Genomic DNA, 16,539 nt, shown 5'->3' with positions numbered 1-16,539 from the left:
TGAAGAATCCAATATCAGTCCTTAAGCTTTCTCCACAATGTCGACCGGTTAATGTTCAGGCGCTTCGCCGCTTTGGTCTGGTTAAAGCCCTCCTGCTCCAGCACCTTCTCAATGATCGCTTTCTCAATCTGTTCCAGCGTGCCGTTCAGCAGATCTCCGCCGATCGCTCCGGCAGCCTCGCCTTTTTGCTGCAGCAGCTGTTCGATCAAGGCGTGCTCGATGACGTACCCTTTTTCCAAAAGTACCGCCTCCTGAAGCAGCGCCCTCAGTTCCGATACGTTGCCCGGCCAGCTGTAGTCCATCAACAGGGCCAGCCCTTTGTCCGTCATTTTAATGGCCGAGGTGCCCTGCGTTTGGTTAAAATACAGCAAAAACGAGGTGACCAGCTCCCGGATATCCTCTTTTCGCTCCGCCAGCGCAGGAACATGAATCCGGACAATTCCGTCCTCATAGGCTCCCCATAAATGCTGCTCTTCAACCATCGAGAAGATGAGGGTGATTCCCTTTCCCTGAAAAGCGTCCATTCTCCGCCACAGCTCGGCCCTGAGGCTGCTATCCATCATATCGAGCGCGTGGATATGCAGCGTCCTGATCTCTGCGTCGACTTCGTCGGGCTCCAGGGCCAGCATATCCGCAGCCTGGACGGAGGCGAGCAGGCCCTCCCCGCTGAACTTGCGGTCATGAATATAACGCGCGATCAACTCCTTGCCGGCCCCCCTCGGCCCGATCAGGACGAACCGGGATGCAGAAAGGCATCGGTCGATCATCGACAAACAAGCGTCCATCGCTTCGCTCTGATGAATGATCAGCGGCGGCGTGCCCGTCTTCACCTGCAAAACCGCCTCGGCCGGCGAATTCATATGGACGCGCGAAAATTCGCACACCAAATAAGCCCCACTTTCCACCGTGACCCGGGTTTTGACGATCTTCAGCGGCCTGCCCTCAGCATCGCTCGCATGGCTGGTCTCCCGAACCGCCGCCGTCTCCCGGAAAGCGTGGTGATCCAAGCCGACATGCGGAACGGGACGGGAATCGAAATGCTTCCACTGCTCGTACACGACCTGCCCGTTCTCCGACAGAACCATCACATCCCCTGCCGTGACCTGCAGCACAGCTTTGAGCCTTTCGATTTCCAGCCGGTTCTTCATCATCCACCGGGAGACGGTCTTCGCCTCCTGAAAGGCATCGAAAATCGCTTCGCGCCCGGACTGGATCAGAATACCCACAAGCCCCAGCCGGGACGCCGTTTCGAAGGTCACCACATCCCCCATGATCAGCTGGTAGCCTTCCTCCTTGAGCTTTCTGAGCAGGCTCTCCGTTTCATCCTCGTCATGGATCGTGAAGATATCGATCGGAATTTCCAGCAAATCGATGATGGCCTTGGCACCGAGGGTGATGGCGGGAAAGCCGACAATCGCTTTTTTCCGTGGAAAATCGTTCGCCAGCGTCAATACCCGCAGCATGTCATAACCGGATACATGCACGTCGACGACGGGGATATCGACGGCCTCCCCGATCAGCTTGGCCGTTCCGCCGCGGCTGATGATGACGTCGACCCCTTCGGCCTCCGCCTGCTTGGCGATGGCAACCCCCTCTTGAAGATTTCCGACCCGGATCTGAAGGTCCAGATCCTTCTCTTCCGCACGGCACGTGTCGATCAAGTTTTCCATGGCTGCATATGGAGCTATAAACAGGGCTTTTATTCTCATCTGATCCCACACCTATATTCCTTTAAGATTGTAGTTCAGTCATAGCATATAATCGGGTGGTATGCAATTTTAGTCTTGTCTGCGGGTAGTTTGGTGAAGGCGACACCAGGAAAAGGTCATTTTATGGAGGAGGGAATTCAGAGCCAGCAGCTGCAGTCGCGCTTAAAAAATACGGCGCAAGCCAATGGATCAGCCTGCGCTGCAAAGTACTTTATGATATCCCGAGTACCAGAATATGCTGCGGACCCGCCGGCCCGATCCGGGTGCGTCCCTCATCTCGGAAACCCGCTTTGAGATAGACATGACGCGCGGCAGCGTTTCTCATATTAACGGCAAGGACTACTTCATCGGCCGCCGGGAAATGCTGTTTGACAAACTCATTCAGGCCGAGCAGAGACAGCGTCGCGTACCCTTGTCCCTGGTGCCTGTGATCGATGGAGAAGGCCCGCAGCAGCAGGGCATTAGGGTTGTCCGAGTACTGCTTCCGGTCTTCCCCTGCATCCAGAATGAAAAAGCCGACCGGCTCTTCATCCCCCAAAATGACGATCGGGTGCCGCTCCTCCCGCTCCAGTGCGTTCTGTATGACTTCAAACGGCAATGCGGTGAATTCATGCTGCTCCTCCGGCAGCGTAAAAGCTTCAAGTCCAGCCTCGTGATCCCGGTGATATAAGGCGAGCCGGACGTTATTCATGGTGTTTTTCATCGGAGTCTCCTTGGGCCATGTCTTCATAAAGGCCGATTTTGCGATTCAGCATAGCCTCGTATTTCTTAAACCGGGCCATTTGCTCCTGGACGTTCTGCCGTTGTTCCCGAAGCCGCTCCAGCCGCTCCTGAATGGTGGTCGCGTGGTTGACGAATTGTTTAATGTCAGCGATGCCCATCCCCGTTTCCCGCAGGCAGCAGATAAACTCCAGCGCTTCGATATCTTTCGTTTCGTACAGGCGGATACCGCTTTCGTTGCGCTGAACGCCCGGCATGATGCCTTCTTTTTCATAATACCGCAGCGTATGGATTGACAAACCTATTTGGGCCGACACTTCCCCGATCGAGTAACTCATGCCTCCAAATCCCTCCTAAGCGAAAAAGCCCACCTGACGACAGGTGAGCCATGGTTATTCGTATTATAATTCCTGCCTGGTGGGCCTTACAATGATTTCATTGACAGCCGTTTGCGGGGGCTGGGATATGGCGTAGGCAATAGCGTGAGCGATGGCCTCCGGGGTTAAGGCGATGTCCATGGAAGCTTCGATGTCCCGCTTCACTTCTTCGTTCGTAATCGTGTGCACCAGCTCGGTATCGACGCCTCCCGGACAAATAATCGTCGTGCGGATGTTATTGTGCGCTTCTTCTTGGCGCAGTGCTTCGGTTATTGCCCGAACGGCGAATTTGGTGCCTGAGTAAACCGCCCACGTTTTGCGGACGATGTGCCCGGTCACCGACGAGACGTTGATGACGTGCCCCTGCCGGCGCTCCCGCATATGCGGCAGCACAGCCCCGATCCCATAGAGCACACCTTTCACGTTTACATCGATCATCCGGTCCCACTCTTCGATCTTCTTCTCGTGCAGATAAGACAGCGGCATGATCCCTGCATTATTCACCAGCACGTCGATTTGTCCGTATGTGTCAAGGGCGAGCCGGGCCAGCTCCTCCATCTGCGCCTGCACGCTCACATCCGTCACTTGGTAGACCGCCGTACCTCCTTCCTGCTCAATCGCCGACTGTAGCTGCTTGAGCCGTTCTCCGCGCCTTGCTGCGAGCACCATTTGGGCTCCGCTTCGGGCGAGGACCCTGGCCGTTGCTTCTCCGATACCGCTGGAGGCTCCTGTTAAAATAACCACTTTTCCTTGCACCGCGTCCATGATCATGGGTACCATCCTTTCTTTACGGGTAAGATGGTTCCCAGTATAGAACCTTGAGCGCGCTCTAGGTCAAGGCTTGAATTTGGCTCCACATCGTCACCATATCGATCCAGCCGCGATGTTCCGCGATTTTGCCGTCCCTAAGGCGGTACTGGCGGTACAGCGTCACATTCATCTTGCGTCCAGTCGGTGCGGTGCCGAAGAACACGCCCTGGTGGGTGCCCCGGACCGTCATCCGAACGAGAACCTTGTCGTCCTCGGCGATGATTTCCTCTACCGTATACTGCTTATCCGGGAAGGCCTCCAGGATTTTGGCGGCAAACTGCTTCAACCCTTCTTTCGTTTGATAGCTGAGCTCCCGGTAATCTTCAGTCGTAAATGTATCCGCTGCACTCAGATCGTTGCTGTTCCAGAACGCCTGAATAAAAGCTCCAACCACCTCGGTATTTTTTTGCTCCAGCGTTGTCATAGGGTCCATCTCCTCTAATTTATATTTGCCGTATCATACAGGTCATGTCAGGCACCAGCTTGCAGCTGGGGGAGCAGCGTACCGGTGTCATACCATCCGAAGCGATGAACGATCCGCCCATCGTTCACCGTGAATTCGTGGAACTGCGTGATCCGTACCGTTTTTCCCGTAGCGGGAATTGCTGCGAATATCCCGGTGTGCTTGCCGATGATGACCACCCTTGCAATGACCTTCTCTCCCTGGACCATAACCTCATCCACTTCGTATTGCCGGTCCGTAAATGCCTCTTCCAGTTGACCGATAAATGCTTGCCCCGTTTGGCTCAGCGTCCCTGCCTTCCATGCCTCTTCGATCCATTTTACTGCCGCTTCCACCTGCTGCTGCCGCGTTGTGTTCATAACGATCCGTCTCCTTTTTGTTGGTCATATTCAAAATACTCCGGCGCACTCGTCTAATGGTTGCAAATCATATCGTTACCATTTGGTCACATATTGTGCAAAAAAATATGCTGTCTATCCGGTCACCCCTGCCGTCTCTGCGGAAAGCAGCCGGGTCATCTTTATAAATGGTCCAAGAACTGTAGTGACCCGTTCTCTCACTCCTGCATCCAAAGGCGCGCCATCCGGGCCAAATTCGTTCGAACCGTACCCTACGGAAATCCATTCCGGGCAATTGACGCCATGCAGGTTGCGGATGATCGTCTGCAGATGGGTCAGCGAGCTGATGCCAAGCGGTCCGCCTGCCGAGCTTACGGAAAGAACCGGCTTGCCTTCCACATGTCCCGGCGTCAAATAATCCAGGGCATTCTTCAGCGCACCCGAGATAGATCCGTGGTATTCCGGTGTGGCCAAAATCAGCGCATCTGCATTAATGATCTCATTTTGCAGACGTATAGCCCCCGGATTTTGCCCTGCTTCCGGCGAATACAGCGGGAGCTGAAGCTCTCTCATGTCCACGAACGAAACCTTAATTCCGCTGCTGGCCAGTTGGCTTTCCAAATAACGAAGGAGCCTGGTGCTTACGGATCCCGCATAGTTGCTTCCGGCAATCAAAGTCATTTTCATTTCCTACATCCTCCTTTGGACTCCCCGGCGCTGCATCAGCACTTAAACACCTGCCGGCTGACAAACGATTTGGGGTATGATAATATGTGACTATATTGTCACTCTTGATGAGATTATAATACGTTACTATATGGTAACATGTCAAGGGCATTGCTCCACTTTTTTAATGCATGAGGTAAAGGAGGTGTTACGATTGGAGGACAATCTAATATTTAAAGCCCTCGCCGACCCCACGCGCCGCACCCTTCTGGACCTGCTGCAGGCGCATGACGGACGGACGCTGAACGACTTGTGCGCCCCGCTCGACATGTCCCGGTTCGGCGTGATGAAGCATTTGAACCTGCTGGAGGAAGCCGGACTCATTACAACTAGGAAGGTCGGCCGGGAGAAGCTGCACTACCTTAACGCCGTGCCCATCCGCCAGATATACGAACGATGGGTCAGCAAATACGCCGAACCTTGGGCGGCAGGATTAACATCACTTCAATTCGAATTGGAGCGTGAGACGCAAATGGAAACCAAACCGAAGCATGTCAACCGGATTGCCATTAAATCGAGTCCCGAGCAGGTGTGGCAGGCGATTACCGACCCGGCCAAAACGTCAAAGTTTTGGTTCAATTGTGCCATTCAATCCTCCTGGGAAATCGGCTCTTCCTTTGAACTGCTGGGCCCGGAGGGGGAAAAGAAGGTCAAGGGGGTCATCCTTGAATTGGATCGCCCGCATAAGCTGGCCGTGAGCTGGCAGTTTGTGAATCTGCCCGGCACGGAGAACGATGCGCCTTCCCGCGTCACGTGGGAGATCGCTCAGCATGCGGAAATCCCCGGCGTCACGCTCGTTACGGCCGTCCATGACGATTTCGAACAGGCGCTCCCTACCGCGGGCGTGCTGGAGAACGGCCTGCCGTTCGTCCTTTCCGGATTGAAAACGTTCCTGGAAACGGGGTCTACGCTGGCGGATATGTAAGGTGTTTCAGCAAGCAGCGAAGCGGCGTACAGGTATCACGAAAGCAGATTCCGCCTCGTATTGCCGGAATTAAACATAAAGCATTCTTAAGGCCCAGTCGCGACTGTCTGCGAGTGGGTTTTCGTGCTCTTATCTTCGATCTTTTCAGGCCTATAGCAGAACTTCTCCACACTTCTCTAACTTTTGTGCTTCCAAGGCGTTGTTATAAATAGATGTCAACGAGCGTCCTTTATAAGCTGTGTGAACTCCACCCTGCTTATATAGCAGATAACTGATAGCGATGGAGAAGGGAGATGAAATGTTATGATGAGTGCTGTTGGCGTGGGGGGCCTGGTAGCTATTCTGGTAATGTGGGGAGTTATTGCGGCAATTTTCTTTTTGCTGGTCCGGCTGGCCGTGGACAAATCCAATATGCGTACCGAGCTGCGGCATTTACGCCGGGAGGTCCGAGAGCTGAAATCCTTGGTTCAGAACCAGCGGAACGATTCTATCAACCATGTTGAGAATTTCACCTATAGCCATCCCGAAGATGATTAAGTTATCGAAATATCAGAATCTTCCAGGTCACCAAAAATAAAATAGCCTGTAAAAAAAGGATGCCAGCTACAACCGGCATCCTTTTTATTTTATTCAAACCAACGTTTCTCCGAGCGGCCTGCCCGCATTCTGCAGCAGCCACTCGTCCATCTGTTCGATATTCATCGGTTTGCCGTAGAAATATCCCTGCATCACGTTGCACCCGGATGCGCGGAGAAAATCGATCTGCTCCCTCGTTTCGACGCCCTCAGCCACCAGCTCCAGATGAAGCTTGAGCGCCATATCGATGATGGCGCCCACGATCGCCCGTTTGGAGGGTGAATCGCTTTCCCGGACAAACAGCTGATCGATCTTGATCGTGTCGATCGGAATTTGATTCAGGGATCCGAGCGAGGAATACCCCGATCCGAAATCGTCCATCGATATCCGCACTCCGATCTCGCGCAGCTCATTCAGCTGCCGGATCATATCGGGCACATCGTACAGCATCGTCGATTCGGTGATCTCCAGCTCCAGGTACCGGGCCGGAAGCCCGGTCGTCCGAAGCGCATGTTCTACCATGTACAGAAGGTGCTGGCTTTCGAACAAGCGCACAGACACATTGACCGACACGATCATCGAAGGCATGCCTTTGTCGAGCCACACCTTGTTTTGGCGGCAGGCCTCTTCCAGGATCCACCGGGTCATCGGGATAATCAGTCCGGTTTCTTCGGCGATGGGGATGAATTCATCTGGTGAGACGACGCCGAATTTGGGGTGCGGCCAGCGCATCAGCGCCTCGAGTCCGACGGGAGTATCCGTCTGGGCATCCCACTTCGGCTGATACACGACATAGAACTCCTGGCGTTCCGACGCTCCACGCATATCCTTTTCCAATTCCAGCCGGCGCAGCAGCCTTTTATCCATGTCGTCATCAAATACGCAGTACCGGTTCTTGCCGGCATTCTTGGCATTGTACATGGCCGTATCCGATGTTTTCAACAGTGACGCCCGGTCCGTTCCATGCTTGGGCGCCAGACTAATGCCAATGCTGGCCGTAATGTACAGCTCATTGCCCTGCAGGACAAACGGTCGGGTGACGACCTCCAAAATGCCGGACGCAAGCTCCTCTGCCAAGGCCTGACCGCAGTTTTCCGCAACCACGAGAAATTCATCACCGCCTAGGCGAAACACCTTCTGGCCTTGCTGCAGATACCCGCTTAGACGTCTTCCCACCTCCTGAACCAGCATGTCGCCGATGTCATGGCCCAGCGTATCGTTGATCGTTTTAAAGCGATCCAGGTCGATAAACAAAACGGCGGTTTCCTTCGAGGTGTCGACTCCCTCGCCAAGCAGCCGATTCAGGTCATGCCGGTTAGGCAGCCCGGTTAACGGGTCGCTGTAGGCCATTTTCTCCAACACGTGACGGTCGAAAAACATCGCTCCCCACGAAACCATCAGGATAAAAAACGTCGTGATCGTCACACCGGCCAGCAGTAAAAGGTTCATTTCCCCGGCATCGGTAGAAACAATCGCATTCGGGTTCCCGCACCAAAAATCGGCTGCCTTCATGCCGGTAAAATGCATGCCGCAAATGGCCAGTCCCATGATCAGAGCCGAAACCCACTTCCACCAGCTGACCTCGGTATGATCGCGAAAGCGGAGGAACAGCAGCAGCGCCACGTAAGAAGCCGCCAGTGCAATGGCTGCCGAGAGCAGCCAATAAGACCGGTCATAGATAATCTCAGCCGGGAGGCGCATGGCGGCCATCCCGGTATAATGCATCGCCACGATGCCGCTGCCCATGCAGAACCCGCTCAAGGCAAACTTGCCCCAGTTCACGCCTTTGGACAGCAGCATTTGGAATGCAATAAATGACGCCACAATGCTGCACAGCATCGATAGCAGCGTAATCGGAATATCGTAATTCACAGGCACGTTCAAATGGAAGGCAAGCATACCGACGAAATGCATGGACCATACCCCGCTGCCCATGACGCAGGAGCCGGCTACCAGCCACCATTTCTGCGTCCTGCCCCGCGACCTTGATATTTTGGCCGCTAAGTTGAGAGCCGAATAGGACGCAAATACGGCGATGATGAACGAGAGCATAACGATCCATAAATTATATGATTCATGTAGCAGGACGATGGGGCTCACTCCTTGTTGTCAGCGCAGTAAAACTCATAGAGCAAGTATAAAGGAGCGTCCCGCCAAAACGAAAGAAGTATTTTAGCAAAATTCGCTAATTTTCGCCCACCTTCTGCACGAGTTTTACCGCCTATCGACACGGCTCTGTGACCCCGATAGCCTGCTGTCACTCCCCAGCCGGATAGGTTTCTTGCAAATGCTTTACCGACTGCCGGATCAGCGCCTTCAGCACGTCTGCATCGATATCCGCAACCTTGTTGATATAGACGCAGCCTTTGCCGGAGGTATGCTTGCCCAAGTCCTTCAGGAGGGCTTCACGCTGTTCTTCACCAGGGGCGAAGTAGAGGCTAATCTTGGCTTTGCGGGGTGAAAAGCCGACGAGCGGCGCATCCCCTTCGTGACCTGACGCATACTTGTAATGGTACGAACCGAAGCCGATGATGCTCGGCCCCCACATTTTCGCAGGATACCCCGTCGTCTCTGTAAAAATGTCCAGCAGCCAATACGCATCCTGCTTCTTGCCGGGATGCTCCACCTGTTCGATGAAGTCGAGCACACTGTCATCGGTTTCTTTCGTTTTCAGCTCATACATGGTCACCACTCCTTTTTGCAGGAAAATAAAATGGCCTGCCCGTTTACCCGGGCAGACCAACGGAATCGGTTTATTTTACCGAATAAACCCCTTCCTTGTAGGTCAAGGTGTACACCAAACCTTCATCCGTAAGCTTTGCCGTTTGGATCCGGTCGGATACCAGACGGGTGTTCCCCTTCCCGTCAATCTTGTATATTCCAGGATCGTAGCCTTCCGACAGGTAGTAAATCGTATTCTTTCCAATGTAGTAAGAGCTTACCGGCTTGTCGCTGCGCTTGATTTCCTTGCCAGTCGCGAAGTCATATTGGTACAGGATGCCCGGATCGTAGGAACTACCGGCATCGTTCGAGGTATAGTACAAGCTGCCATTCAACAGCTGGGCATTAAGCACCTTTCTGGAAATCACGGTTTTTGGCTCCGCTCCATTCACGTCGGTCTTGGCCAAATAACCGGTCGCACCGTCCACATAATAAATCTGGTTATCCACCATCCAGAACGGACCGGCGGCAGGAGTAAGCTTCACCTGCGTCTGGTCAGACGGGTTGACTTTGTACACCGAGCCCTCATCCTTCGGGTCGTTGTCTTTGTAACCGAGCACGTACACAAAGCCCCCTTTGACGTAAATGGCGTCATTAACGCTGTAGCTGGTCCCGCCCCCGTCATGCTGCTTCCGGTTGATGGCATAAACGAAGTCGTCCTGGCCGATCGCTTTATTCTCCCCAGTCTTGAGATTAACCCGGCTTAAGTTATCGACCGTTTTGCCCATAATGTTAAAATCGGCATGATACAGGAAATCACCCGATTTGACAGGACCGATTATGCTTTTGGCACCTGTCACCTCTTTCAATGAGCCATTCTGAACTCGATACAACGTCTCCGATCCAATCGTGAGATCGCCGCTGTGTAGGTTCACGTACAGCTCATTGTCAATCATCGAGACATTCTGCAGCCAGCCGTCCGACGGCTTCCAATCTGCGAGCGAGCTCACTTTCCGAACTTTATTGTTGGTCAGGTCCAAAGCATACAGAACCCCTTGGTTGCTCACCGTCGATACGAAATACAGATCGTGCCCGATGACCTTAGCACTGTGCAGTGCCGGCTCCCCCGGAATGTTAACCTGAACTTCCTTTTTGCCGTCAGCCTTCCGATATAGCCGTTCTAAGGTGCCGCTGCTTTGATAGATCTGCTTATAATAGTACAGCGCGTCTCCGTATTTAGTGATCGGCGTCAGTACCTTTTCATCCGTCACCGGCTTCCGGGTGTCCTTTAGTTGGGTTAAAATGCGGTTTTTGACAGCCAGTGTTTCGGCACTCTTCTCGTCAACGACTTCGTCTCCCATCACGATCAGACCGTCCAGCCACTGGATATTTTTGCCCAGCGCCTCCGCTGCGCTTCTTAGGGGCAGAACGACCCGGCCACCGATTTTCTGCGGAGCCACGTCCATCTTTTTGGACTCGTTATTCACCAGCATTGTGGTGCTGTTCACTTTGAACTTGATCGTTTTCTTCAGCCCATAGTTCACAAAAGTAACGTCATCCGGATTTTTTGCTTCCCAAATCGTTTGCCACTCACCCTGGGAGCGGAACTGCGAGGCCAGCGTTCCCATGAGGCGGATCGGCACCAGAACCCTTCCGCTGCGCTGGACGATGTCATAATCACCGTAAAGGTCGGTCTTCTCCCCGTTAATAAAAGCTTTTCCGTGATAATCATAAGGAATGATGACCATCTTGTCGAAGGTTTGGCTTAGAGGCTTGGGAGCCGCCGCCTTCTCCGCGGCAAAAGCCGGTACCGCCCCGCATACCAAAGCCGCAGACAGCAGCAAACTGGTTAACTTGAATTTTGTCGACATCGAAACTTCTCCTTACCCTCAGAAATTTAATCTCATCTCAGACGAACCTAGCTCAATTGATCTGCCAGGGACCGCCTAGATTATAGACGTCCGGAGAAAGGAATATGTTTCTAGTTCTGTGCTAAACTCCAAAATTATGCGCCTTCGATGACCTGCTTCACCAACCGTTTGGGCGCCGCCAGCAGATACGCCTCCTTGATCAGCACGGCCAGCTCGTTCCAGTCCGGGACGGATGATTTATCCACGGAAACCCAGCCGTGGTGTCCGATATAAGGCGTTTTAACGTAGCCTTCCTGCTGCAGCAGCAGATACTGCTCTTCCTTGGTCGATTTGAACGAAAGGCTCGGAACGCCCTCGTTCTCCCCCATCATGACAAACGTTTTGCCTCTGACTTTCATGACGTTGTGGCCAAAGCCGTCAACAATCTCCTCCACCTCCGGTAGCGGACGGCAGATGCCCCTCACCCGCTCCAGCATGTCCAAGCCCTGCATTGACTTCATCCCAAGCCGCCTCCTTATCTTCTCCGATACAGGTCCATCGTTTTATAGCCCGCCGCCAGAGCCGTTTTCATATCCTCGCGCCGCTTCTCCCGGGTCTCCTCTTGTACCGCGCTGTAAATGTACCGGGCCCAATCCCGGCGGTATCCCGGCGTGAGGGACTGGTAGAAGACAAGCACCTCCGGAGTATCCTGCAGATCCTTCTCCACCTCCGGAATCAAGGCTTCATAATCGCCAACGGATTGGCTCGGTTTGGAGGACGGCTGCTTTTTGCTTGGCTTCTCCGCTTTGAGGCCGACGACCGTAAACACGTCGTTCAATCCGACCATACGCGCAAATTTGATGCTGCTTGTCCCAATAAATCCATTCTCATCCGCGCCTAACCCTTCCAGAAGCTCGTCCCTGTGAATATAGGTGGAGTACACCTTGTTTCCCTTTTTCGGATATGCTGCGTACAAATATCCCCCTTCGTTCAGATGATTGCCGTCAATCACCTTCCGCACAAGCCCCTGCAGTGACTCCATATCGAGCACAAAGGCGAAAATCAGATCGTAACCGCCGTCCTTCAGCTCGGTATCATACGACTCCAGACCGGCCAGCAGATCCTCCCCTTCCGGTTGATGCAGTACCGCCGTCTTATTATATTTTTGCAGGTTCAACTTCTCCACGATCGTTTTCACCATTCCCAAGGACCTCCGTAAATCAATCTATTATATATAATATTCTGTACTTTTTTCGTATATAGTAAAGCGAACATTCGGGGAAAATGCAACCTCCCTTCGGCAGCACCCAGCCACACCACGGCAAAAAGAGCCCCCATTAAAAATGGGGGCTCTTCGTTACCCGTGCATATCACCGCATATTCTCGTTACTTCGTGCCGGTCATTAGATCGAGGATGTGCCTGTAGCAGCATTACCCGAGCTGCCGGAGCCCGACGTTCCGGACTGTCCAGTACTGCTTGTTCCGCTGCCGGACGTGCTGCCGCTGGTACCGGATGCGCCGCTTTGACCGCTCGCGCCCGATCCGCTGCCGTTCGCTCCTCCTCTGCCTCCCGGACCCCGGCCGCCGCCGCCGAAGCCGCCGCCGCCAGTGGTCACGCCGGACTCGTTCACATACGTGACCGTGTCACCGAGCTTGAAGCTGACGACCTTCGTGCCGCCGGTCAGCTTGCCGCCCGTGTACAAGCCGTCCTTCAGCGTGCCTTTTGAGGTGCCGCCCGTATAGAAGGAGTAGGTCTCTCCGGACTTCAGATCCGGCGTGGAAATGACGATGGTCTGGATGTCTTTAGCCGGTGCAAAGCTCAGGACCGGTGTGCCTGCGCTGTCGGCCAGCGCCACCAGCGTGCCCGCCTTCACCGTGCTCGGGAACGTCATGAGCACCGAGCGCTGCGACGACGATTCGGATGGCGCTTGGGCCATACCGGCACTGCCCGCGGCAACCAGCAGACCGCCGGACTGCTCGAACGTACCGTCATAATCAAGGGCGCCGTTGCCGCCCGATGTCGGACCGTTCACGATCGCGGTGCCGCCGGTCATCGTGATGGAGCCGTTGGCGTCCAGACCGTCGCCTTGCGCATTCACCGTCAGGTAGCCGCCGCCGATCGTCAGCTGTGCGGTGCCGGCGCTTCCGCCAGGGCCGCCAGGCATCCCTTGGCCATCCGGACGCTGCTGGGCGCCGTTCTGGTCAGCCGAGCCGCTTTGCGCCGCCTGGCTGCCCGCATTCGCCTGTGCATCGGACTGCGCCTGATCGCCCGTCTGTCCTTGGCTGCCGGCCGCTTGGTCCGGCGCCTGTCCCGGCATGCCTGCCGGCGGTTGTCCGCCGAACATGCCGCCCGGCCCTTCCGAGCTGCCGCTGCCGTCGGAAGCATTTACGCCGTCATCGCTCGCGACGACGTTCACTTCGCCGCCGGTAATGCTGATATCCGCGGCCTCCATACCTTCGTAGCTGTTCTTGATGTTCACTTTGCCGCCGGAAATAACGATCGATACGTCGCCGTGAATGCCGTCATCACCGGTCGTGAGATCCAGCTGACCGCCGGAAACGAGGATGCTGCCATTGCTGTGCACCGTATCGTCCGCCGAGTCGATCGTGAACGTGCCGCCCGAAACGGCGATGCCTGCCTCTGCCTTGAGCCCTTTCGAACTCGTGGACTCGCTGTCCTCATCCTCCGTCTGCGCCGCATCCGCGTCTGTTCCACTGCTGCTGTTCGTACTCGCAGCGGTGTCATCCTTCACCTGGGATGCGGAATCCTTAGCCGATGCCGATGCCGAGGTGCCGTTCACCGAATCCGCAGCCGCACCGCTGTCTGTGTCTTGGGCACCGGACTCACCTCCCTGTCCGTCCGCTCCTGACTGGCCGCCGAAATCAGGGCGCTGCAGCGGCATTTCTTCCTCATGCGGTTCGGCGTTCGCGCTGCCGCCGCCGGTCACGACATCATAAGTGCCTCCAGCGATCAGCAGAGAAGCCGCTGCCTGAAAGCCGTCGCTTCCGGATTCAACATGGAACGTGCCATCCTCGATAAGCAAATACCCTTTATCGGTCTTGTCCCCGTCATAAGTCGTCTTGAAGCCGTCCCCGCCGGCGTTGACGTTGATCGTGCCCGCTTTGACGGCGGCCAGATCGCGGCCGATGATGCCATCGTCGGCTGTGTTGACGCTCAGCGTGCCGCTGACGATTTTCAGATCGTCCTTGCTTGTGATGCCGTCCTTGTAGTTCCCCTGCACGGTCAGCTGGCCGGTGCCGTTAATCGTCAGATCGTCCTGGCTGAACAGGGCCGCCGTCGGCGCCTCTTCCGACGTATCCGCATACTTCGTGCCGTCCGACAGCGTATTCTGCGTCCCTTCCGGCAGCGTCAGCACCATTTTGCTGGCTTGCTTAACCTGGATCGCCGGGCCGTCCGAGCTCGCGATTTGTGCTCCGTTCAGCACCAGACGCACGACGTCGTCTTTACCCGCATCGACCAGAATGCTGCCGCCTTGCAGCTTGCCGCTGATCACATACGTTCCGGCAGAGGATATTGTTACATCGCCTCCGCTGGATTTTGCGCCTGCGCCCGTCACGGTCGCGTCCGTCCCGTTCAGCTTGATGACCGTGGAGTCGCCAGCTGACCAATCTACCGTGGTATCGTCTGCGTCATACTCCACCAGATCCTTGATTTTCAGACTGGCCAGCTTCGCGTTCGCTTCGCTCGCATTCACCGTCGTTGTTTCCGTCGCCTCGGTCGCCGTGCCGTCCGCCGCTGTCGTCGTATTGCTCGCCGCATTGGTCGTGCACCCGGAGGCCAGCATGGCCGACAGGATCAGAATCGCGGCAAATTTCGTTTTATAGGAATGTTTCATCGGATCAACCTCGTTTCGTTTAATATTCCTGCACCGCTGGGTTCATTGTCAGCGTAATGTCCAGATTGCCGTTGCGGGTCCGGATCGCGTCCAGAAAATCCTTCTGGTTCGTCTGCGGCCCCATTTTCACCGAGTAGACCACCTCATAGAGGCTGCCGAGCTCGGTGGTCTTCACCTTTTTCAGCTCATACTCGACATTGTGCTTGCGGAAAATCTCCTCAAACGCCTCCTCATAACCGAGGTTTTCAGGAATGGTCACCTTGAGCGTTTTGATCGCGTCTTTGCGGGTGCCGAATTTGATCAGCTTCAATACGTACATCAGCGCGCAGAGGATCACTGTAAACAGCACCGCATACCCAAAGGCACCAACACCGGCGGATAACCCTGCCGCCATCGAGAACAGAACATAGGAGATGTCCTTCGAATCTCCCGGCGCACTCCGGAACCGGATGATCGAGAAGGCGCCGGCCAGGCTGAACGCCCGGGCGATGTTGCTGCCGATCAGCATAATAATGATGGCCACGATCGCCGGCAGCACCATCATCGTTAGGGTGAAGCTCGGCGAATAGGCAGGCTGTGTTTTCATGTAAGTGAAGCTGATAATGGCACCCAGCACGATGGCGATGGCCAGCGTCAGAAGCGCATGAGATAACGATAAGGTCGTGTCCGCAGCGGACGAATTCAAAATAGAATCGATCATAAAACAACTCTCTCCCTTTCCACAACTGGTGCATTAGCATAGCGTATCGATTTCTTATACTCGTTCCCGTATTTGGAGAAGCTTGTACGGTACATCTGATGCTCGGAGAGCATTTTGGACAGCCAGACCGGAACGGTCTTCTCGGCCTTGACCTCCATCAGCCACTGTCCCCGCTCCATCAGCTGATCCCCGTAATCCCCGGCCTCTAGCGCAAGATCGTAACGCCGCGAGCGGATGTTGGTGTCGAAGGTAATCCGCAGATCCCGGTTCCCCTTGCAGAACAAGGCAATGCGGTCGTATGCCAGATACACCATCGGTTTCAGCTCGTACCGGCTCAGAAAATACTCGATTTCGCTGACCACCTGGCGGTTCATGCCCTTCCGGAACTCCGGCGGCACCCCTGTACGGACGAATTCGTATGCCTCATGAAGCTTGAGCGAAGTTCTTCTTTTGTTCACCAGGCCGAACACCTTCTTCTTCAGCTCCAGATATACCTTGGCATCGCTCTCCGGCACGCCGTACGACCGGATCCGCAGCTTTTCCCGGTACTTGGGCTTGGCCAAACTCGTTCGGATGAGCGTATGATGCTCCGTATCGTAGTACAAGTTGCTGATGGTGTAGAACCTGTTGTCCTTGTTGTTTTCATCCGGTTCCATATATGCCATCAGGTCGTTGTAAATGTTGTAAAAAGCCTTGGTGTCCATCAGATACTTGTTCTCGTACCGGTTAAACACTTCAATAGCCATCGTCATGTCGCTCCTTTCGTTTATGCAGATTCACCCGGGCTCATCGCCCTTCATGTTTGTAGCTTAATGGCTTAACCTTTA

The 16,539-nt window shown here is 54.8% G+C and carries 17 protein-coding genes; 2 read left to right on the top strand and 15 right to left on the bottom strand.

Annotation, left to right across the window (positions count from 1 at the left end; genetic code table 11):
- Positions 1-14: 14 nt before the first annotated feature.
- From ABIE48_RS32290 to ABIE48_RS32260, 7 genes are all read right to left on the bottom strand, one after another.
- A complete protein-coding gene (locus ABIE48_RS32290; protein WP_354520405.1) occupies positions 15-1,709 on the bottom strand; it encodes a PrpR N-terminal domain-containing protein in 1,695 nt (564 codons plus the stop codon).
- 211 nt (positions 1,710-1,920) lie between these two features.
- Complete coding sequence (locus ABIE48_RS32285) at positions 1,921-2,412, bottom strand: GNAT family N-acetyltransferase (RefSeq protein WP_354520403.1); 492 nt, start codon at positions 2,410-2,412, stop codon at positions 1,921-1,923.
- On the bottom strand, positions 2,393-2,767 hold the full coding sequence (locus ABIE48_RS32280) for a MerR family transcriptional regulator (protein WP_192716849.1): 375 nt from the start codon (positions 2,765-2,767) through the stop codon (positions 2,393-2,395). Before ABIE48_RS32280 ends, ABIE48_RS32285 begins: the two co-directional genes overlap by 20 nt.
- A 63-nt stretch (positions 2,768-2,830) precedes the next feature.
- Entirely contained in the window at positions 2,831-3,571 is a 741-nt protein-coding gene (locus ABIE48_RS32275; RefSeq protein ID WP_192716937.1) for an SDR family oxidoreductase, read from the bottom strand.
- 64 nt (positions 3,572-3,635) lie between these two features.
- Positions 3,636-4,040, bottom strand: a complete 405-nt coding sequence (locus ABIE48_RS32270; protein WP_192716850.1) for an ester cyclase — start codon at positions 4,038-4,040, stop codon at positions 3,636-3,638.
- Between the two features lie 47 nt (positions 4,041-4,087).
- Positions 4,088-4,438 (bottom strand): ester cyclase, encoded by a 351-nt coding sequence (locus ABIE48_RS32265; protein ID WP_192716851.1) that lies wholly within the window; start codon positions 4,436-4,438, stop codon positions 4,088-4,090.
- A 114-nt stretch (positions 4,439-4,552) separates the two neighbouring features.
- Positions 4,553-5,104, bottom strand: a complete 552-nt coding sequence (locus ABIE48_RS32260; protein ID WP_192716852.1) for an NADPH-dependent FMN reductase — start codon at positions 5,102-5,104, stop codon at positions 4,553-4,555.
- Positions 5,105-5,297: 193 nt separating this feature from the next.
- Between ABIE48_RS32260 and ABIE48_RS32255 the strand changes: the two genes are divergently transcribed.
- Positions 5,298-6,068: an ArsR/SmtB family transcription factor gene (locus ABIE48_RS32255; RefSeq protein WP_260869492.1), complete on the top strand. Its 771-nt coding sequence runs from the start codon at positions 5,298-5,300 to the stop codon at positions 6,066-6,068.
- Between the two features lie 303 nt (positions 6,069-6,371).
- Positions 6,372-6,605, top strand: coding sequence for a hypothetical protein (locus ABIE48_RS32250; RefSeq protein WP_145027678.1), 234 nt, complete (start codon positions 6,372-6,374; stop codon positions 6,603-6,605).
- A gap of 93 nt (positions 6,606-6,698) precedes the next feature.
- On the opposite strand, the gene ABIE48_RS32245 is transcribed toward ABIE48_RS32250, so the two are convergent.
- The 8 genes from ABIE48_RS32245 to ABIE48_RS32210 form a co-directional block, all read right to left on the bottom strand.
- A complete protein-coding gene (locus ABIE48_RS32245; protein ID WP_354520399.1) occupies positions 6,699-8,744 on the bottom strand; it encodes a bifunctional diguanylate cyclase/phosphodiesterase in 2,046 nt (681 codons plus the stop codon).
- A 157-nt stretch (positions 8,745-8,901) separates the two neighbouring features.
- Positions 8,902-9,327 (bottom strand): DUF1801 domain-containing protein, encoded by a 426-nt coding sequence (locus ABIE48_RS32240; protein ID WP_192716854.1) that lies wholly within the window; start codon positions 9,325-9,327, stop codon positions 8,902-8,904.
- Between the two features lie 70 nt (positions 9,328-9,397).
- Positions 9,398-11,176 carry a DUF5050 domain-containing protein gene (locus ABIE48_RS32235; protein WP_192716855.1) on the bottom strand — a complete coding sequence of 593 codons (1,779 nt, stop codon included), beginning with the start codon at positions 11,174-11,176 and terminating at the stop codon, positions 9,398-9,400.
- Positions 11,177-11,310: 134 nt separating this feature from the next.
- A complete protein-coding gene (locus ABIE48_RS32230; RefSeq protein ID WP_192716856.1) occupies positions 11,311-11,676 on the bottom strand; it encodes an MmcQ/YjbR family DNA-binding protein in 366 nt (121 codons plus the stop codon).
- 14 nt (positions 11,677-11,690) lie between these two features.
- Positions 11,691-12,356, bottom strand: a complete 666-nt coding sequence (locus tag ABIE48_RS32225; protein WP_192716857.1) for a YdeI/OmpD-associated family protein — start codon at positions 12,354-12,356, stop codon at positions 11,691-11,693.
- A gap of 202 nt (positions 12,357-12,558) precedes the next feature.
- Positions 12,559-15,012 carry a carbohydrate-binding domain-containing protein gene (locus tag ABIE48_RS32220; protein WP_192716858.1) on the bottom strand — a complete coding sequence of 818 codons (2,454 nt, stop codon included), beginning with the start codon at positions 15,010-15,012 and terminating at the stop codon, positions 12,559-12,561.
- A 19-nt stretch (positions 15,013-15,031) separates the two neighbouring features.
- Positions 15,032-15,712 (bottom strand): DUF4956 domain-containing protein, encoded by a 681-nt coding sequence (locus ABIE48_RS32215; RefSeq protein ID WP_145027665.1) that lies wholly within the window; start codon positions 15,710-15,712, stop codon positions 15,032-15,034.
- Entirely contained in the window at positions 15,709-16,458 is a 750-nt protein-coding gene (locus ABIE48_RS32210; protein WP_192716859.1) for a polyphosphate polymerase domain-containing protein, read from the bottom strand. Before ABIE48_RS32210 ends, ABIE48_RS32215 begins: the two co-directional genes overlap by 4 nt.
- Positions 16,459-16,539: the final 81 nt, after the last annotated feature.

This window comes from Paenibacillus sp. OAE614 (assembly GCF_040546645.1).
GTDB lineage: Bacteria > Bacillota > Bacilli > Paenibacillales > Paenibacillaceae > Paenibacillus_AQ > Paenibacillus_AQ favisporus.
Note: the sequence above shows the minus strand (reverse complement) of the source record. Positions and strands in the feature narration are given on the sequence as shown.

Excerpts from the sequence above, each read along its gene's own strand:
- ABIE48_RS32290 (WP_354520405.1), bottom strand. The coding sequence starts at position 1,709 with ATGAGAATAAAAGCCCTGTTTATAGCTCCATATGCAGCCATGGAAAAC.
- ABIE48_RS32285 (WP_354520403.1), bottom strand. The coding sequence starts at position 2,412 with ATGAAAAACACCATGAATAACGTCCGGCTCGCCTTATATCACCGGGAT.
- ABIE48_RS32280 (WP_192716849.1), bottom strand. The coding sequence starts at position 2,767 with ATGAGTTACTCGATCGGGGAAGTGTCGGCCCAAATAGGTTTGTCAATC.
- ABIE48_RS32275 (WP_192716937.1), bottom strand. The coding sequence starts at position 3,571 with ATGGACGCGGTGCAAGGAAAAGTGGTTATTTTAACAGGAGCCTCCAGC.
- ABIE48_RS32270 (WP_192716850.1), bottom strand. The coding sequence starts at position 4,040 with ATGACAACGCTGGAGCAAAAAAATACCGAGGTGGTTGGAGCTTTTATT.
- ABIE48_RS32265 (WP_192716851.1), bottom strand. The coding sequence starts at position 4,438 with ATGAACACAACGCGGCAGCAGCAGGTGGAAGCGGCAGTAAAATGGATC.
- ABIE48_RS32260 (WP_192716852.1), bottom strand. The coding sequence starts at position 5,104 with ATGAAAATGACTTTGATTGCCGGAAGCAACTATGCGGGATCCGTAAGC.
- ABIE48_RS32250 (WP_145027678.1), top strand. The coding sequence starts at position 6,372 with ATGATGAGTGCTGTTGGCGTGGGGGGCCTGGTAGCTATTCTGGTAATG.
- ABIE48_RS32240 (WP_192716854.1), bottom strand. The coding sequence starts at position 9,327 with ATGTATGAGCTGAAAACGAAAGAAACCGATGACAGTGTGCTCGACTTC.
- ABIE48_RS32235 (WP_192716855.1), bottom strand. The coding sequence starts at position 11,176 with ATGTCGACAAAATTCAAGTTAACCAGTTTGCTGCTGTCTGCGGCTTTG.
- ABIE48_RS32230 (WP_192716856.1), bottom strand. The coding sequence starts at position 11,676 with ATGAAGTCAATGCAGGGCTTGGACATGCTGGAGCGGGTGAGGGGCATC.
- ABIE48_RS32225 (WP_192716857.1), bottom strand. The coding sequence starts at position 12,356 with ATGGTGAAAACGATCGTGGAGAAGTTGAACCTGCAAAAATATAATAAG.
- ABIE48_RS32220 (WP_192716858.1), bottom strand. The coding sequence starts at position 15,012 with ATGAAACATTCCTATAAAACGAAATTTGCCGCGATTCTGATCCTGTCG.
- ABIE48_RS32215 (WP_145027665.1), bottom strand. The coding sequence starts at position 15,712 with ATGATCGATTCTATTTTGAATTCGTCCGCTGCGGACACGACCTTATCG.
- ABIE48_RS32210 (WP_192716859.1), bottom strand. The coding sequence starts at position 16,458 with ATGGCTATTGAAGTGTTTAACCGGTACGAGAACAAGTATCTGATGGAC.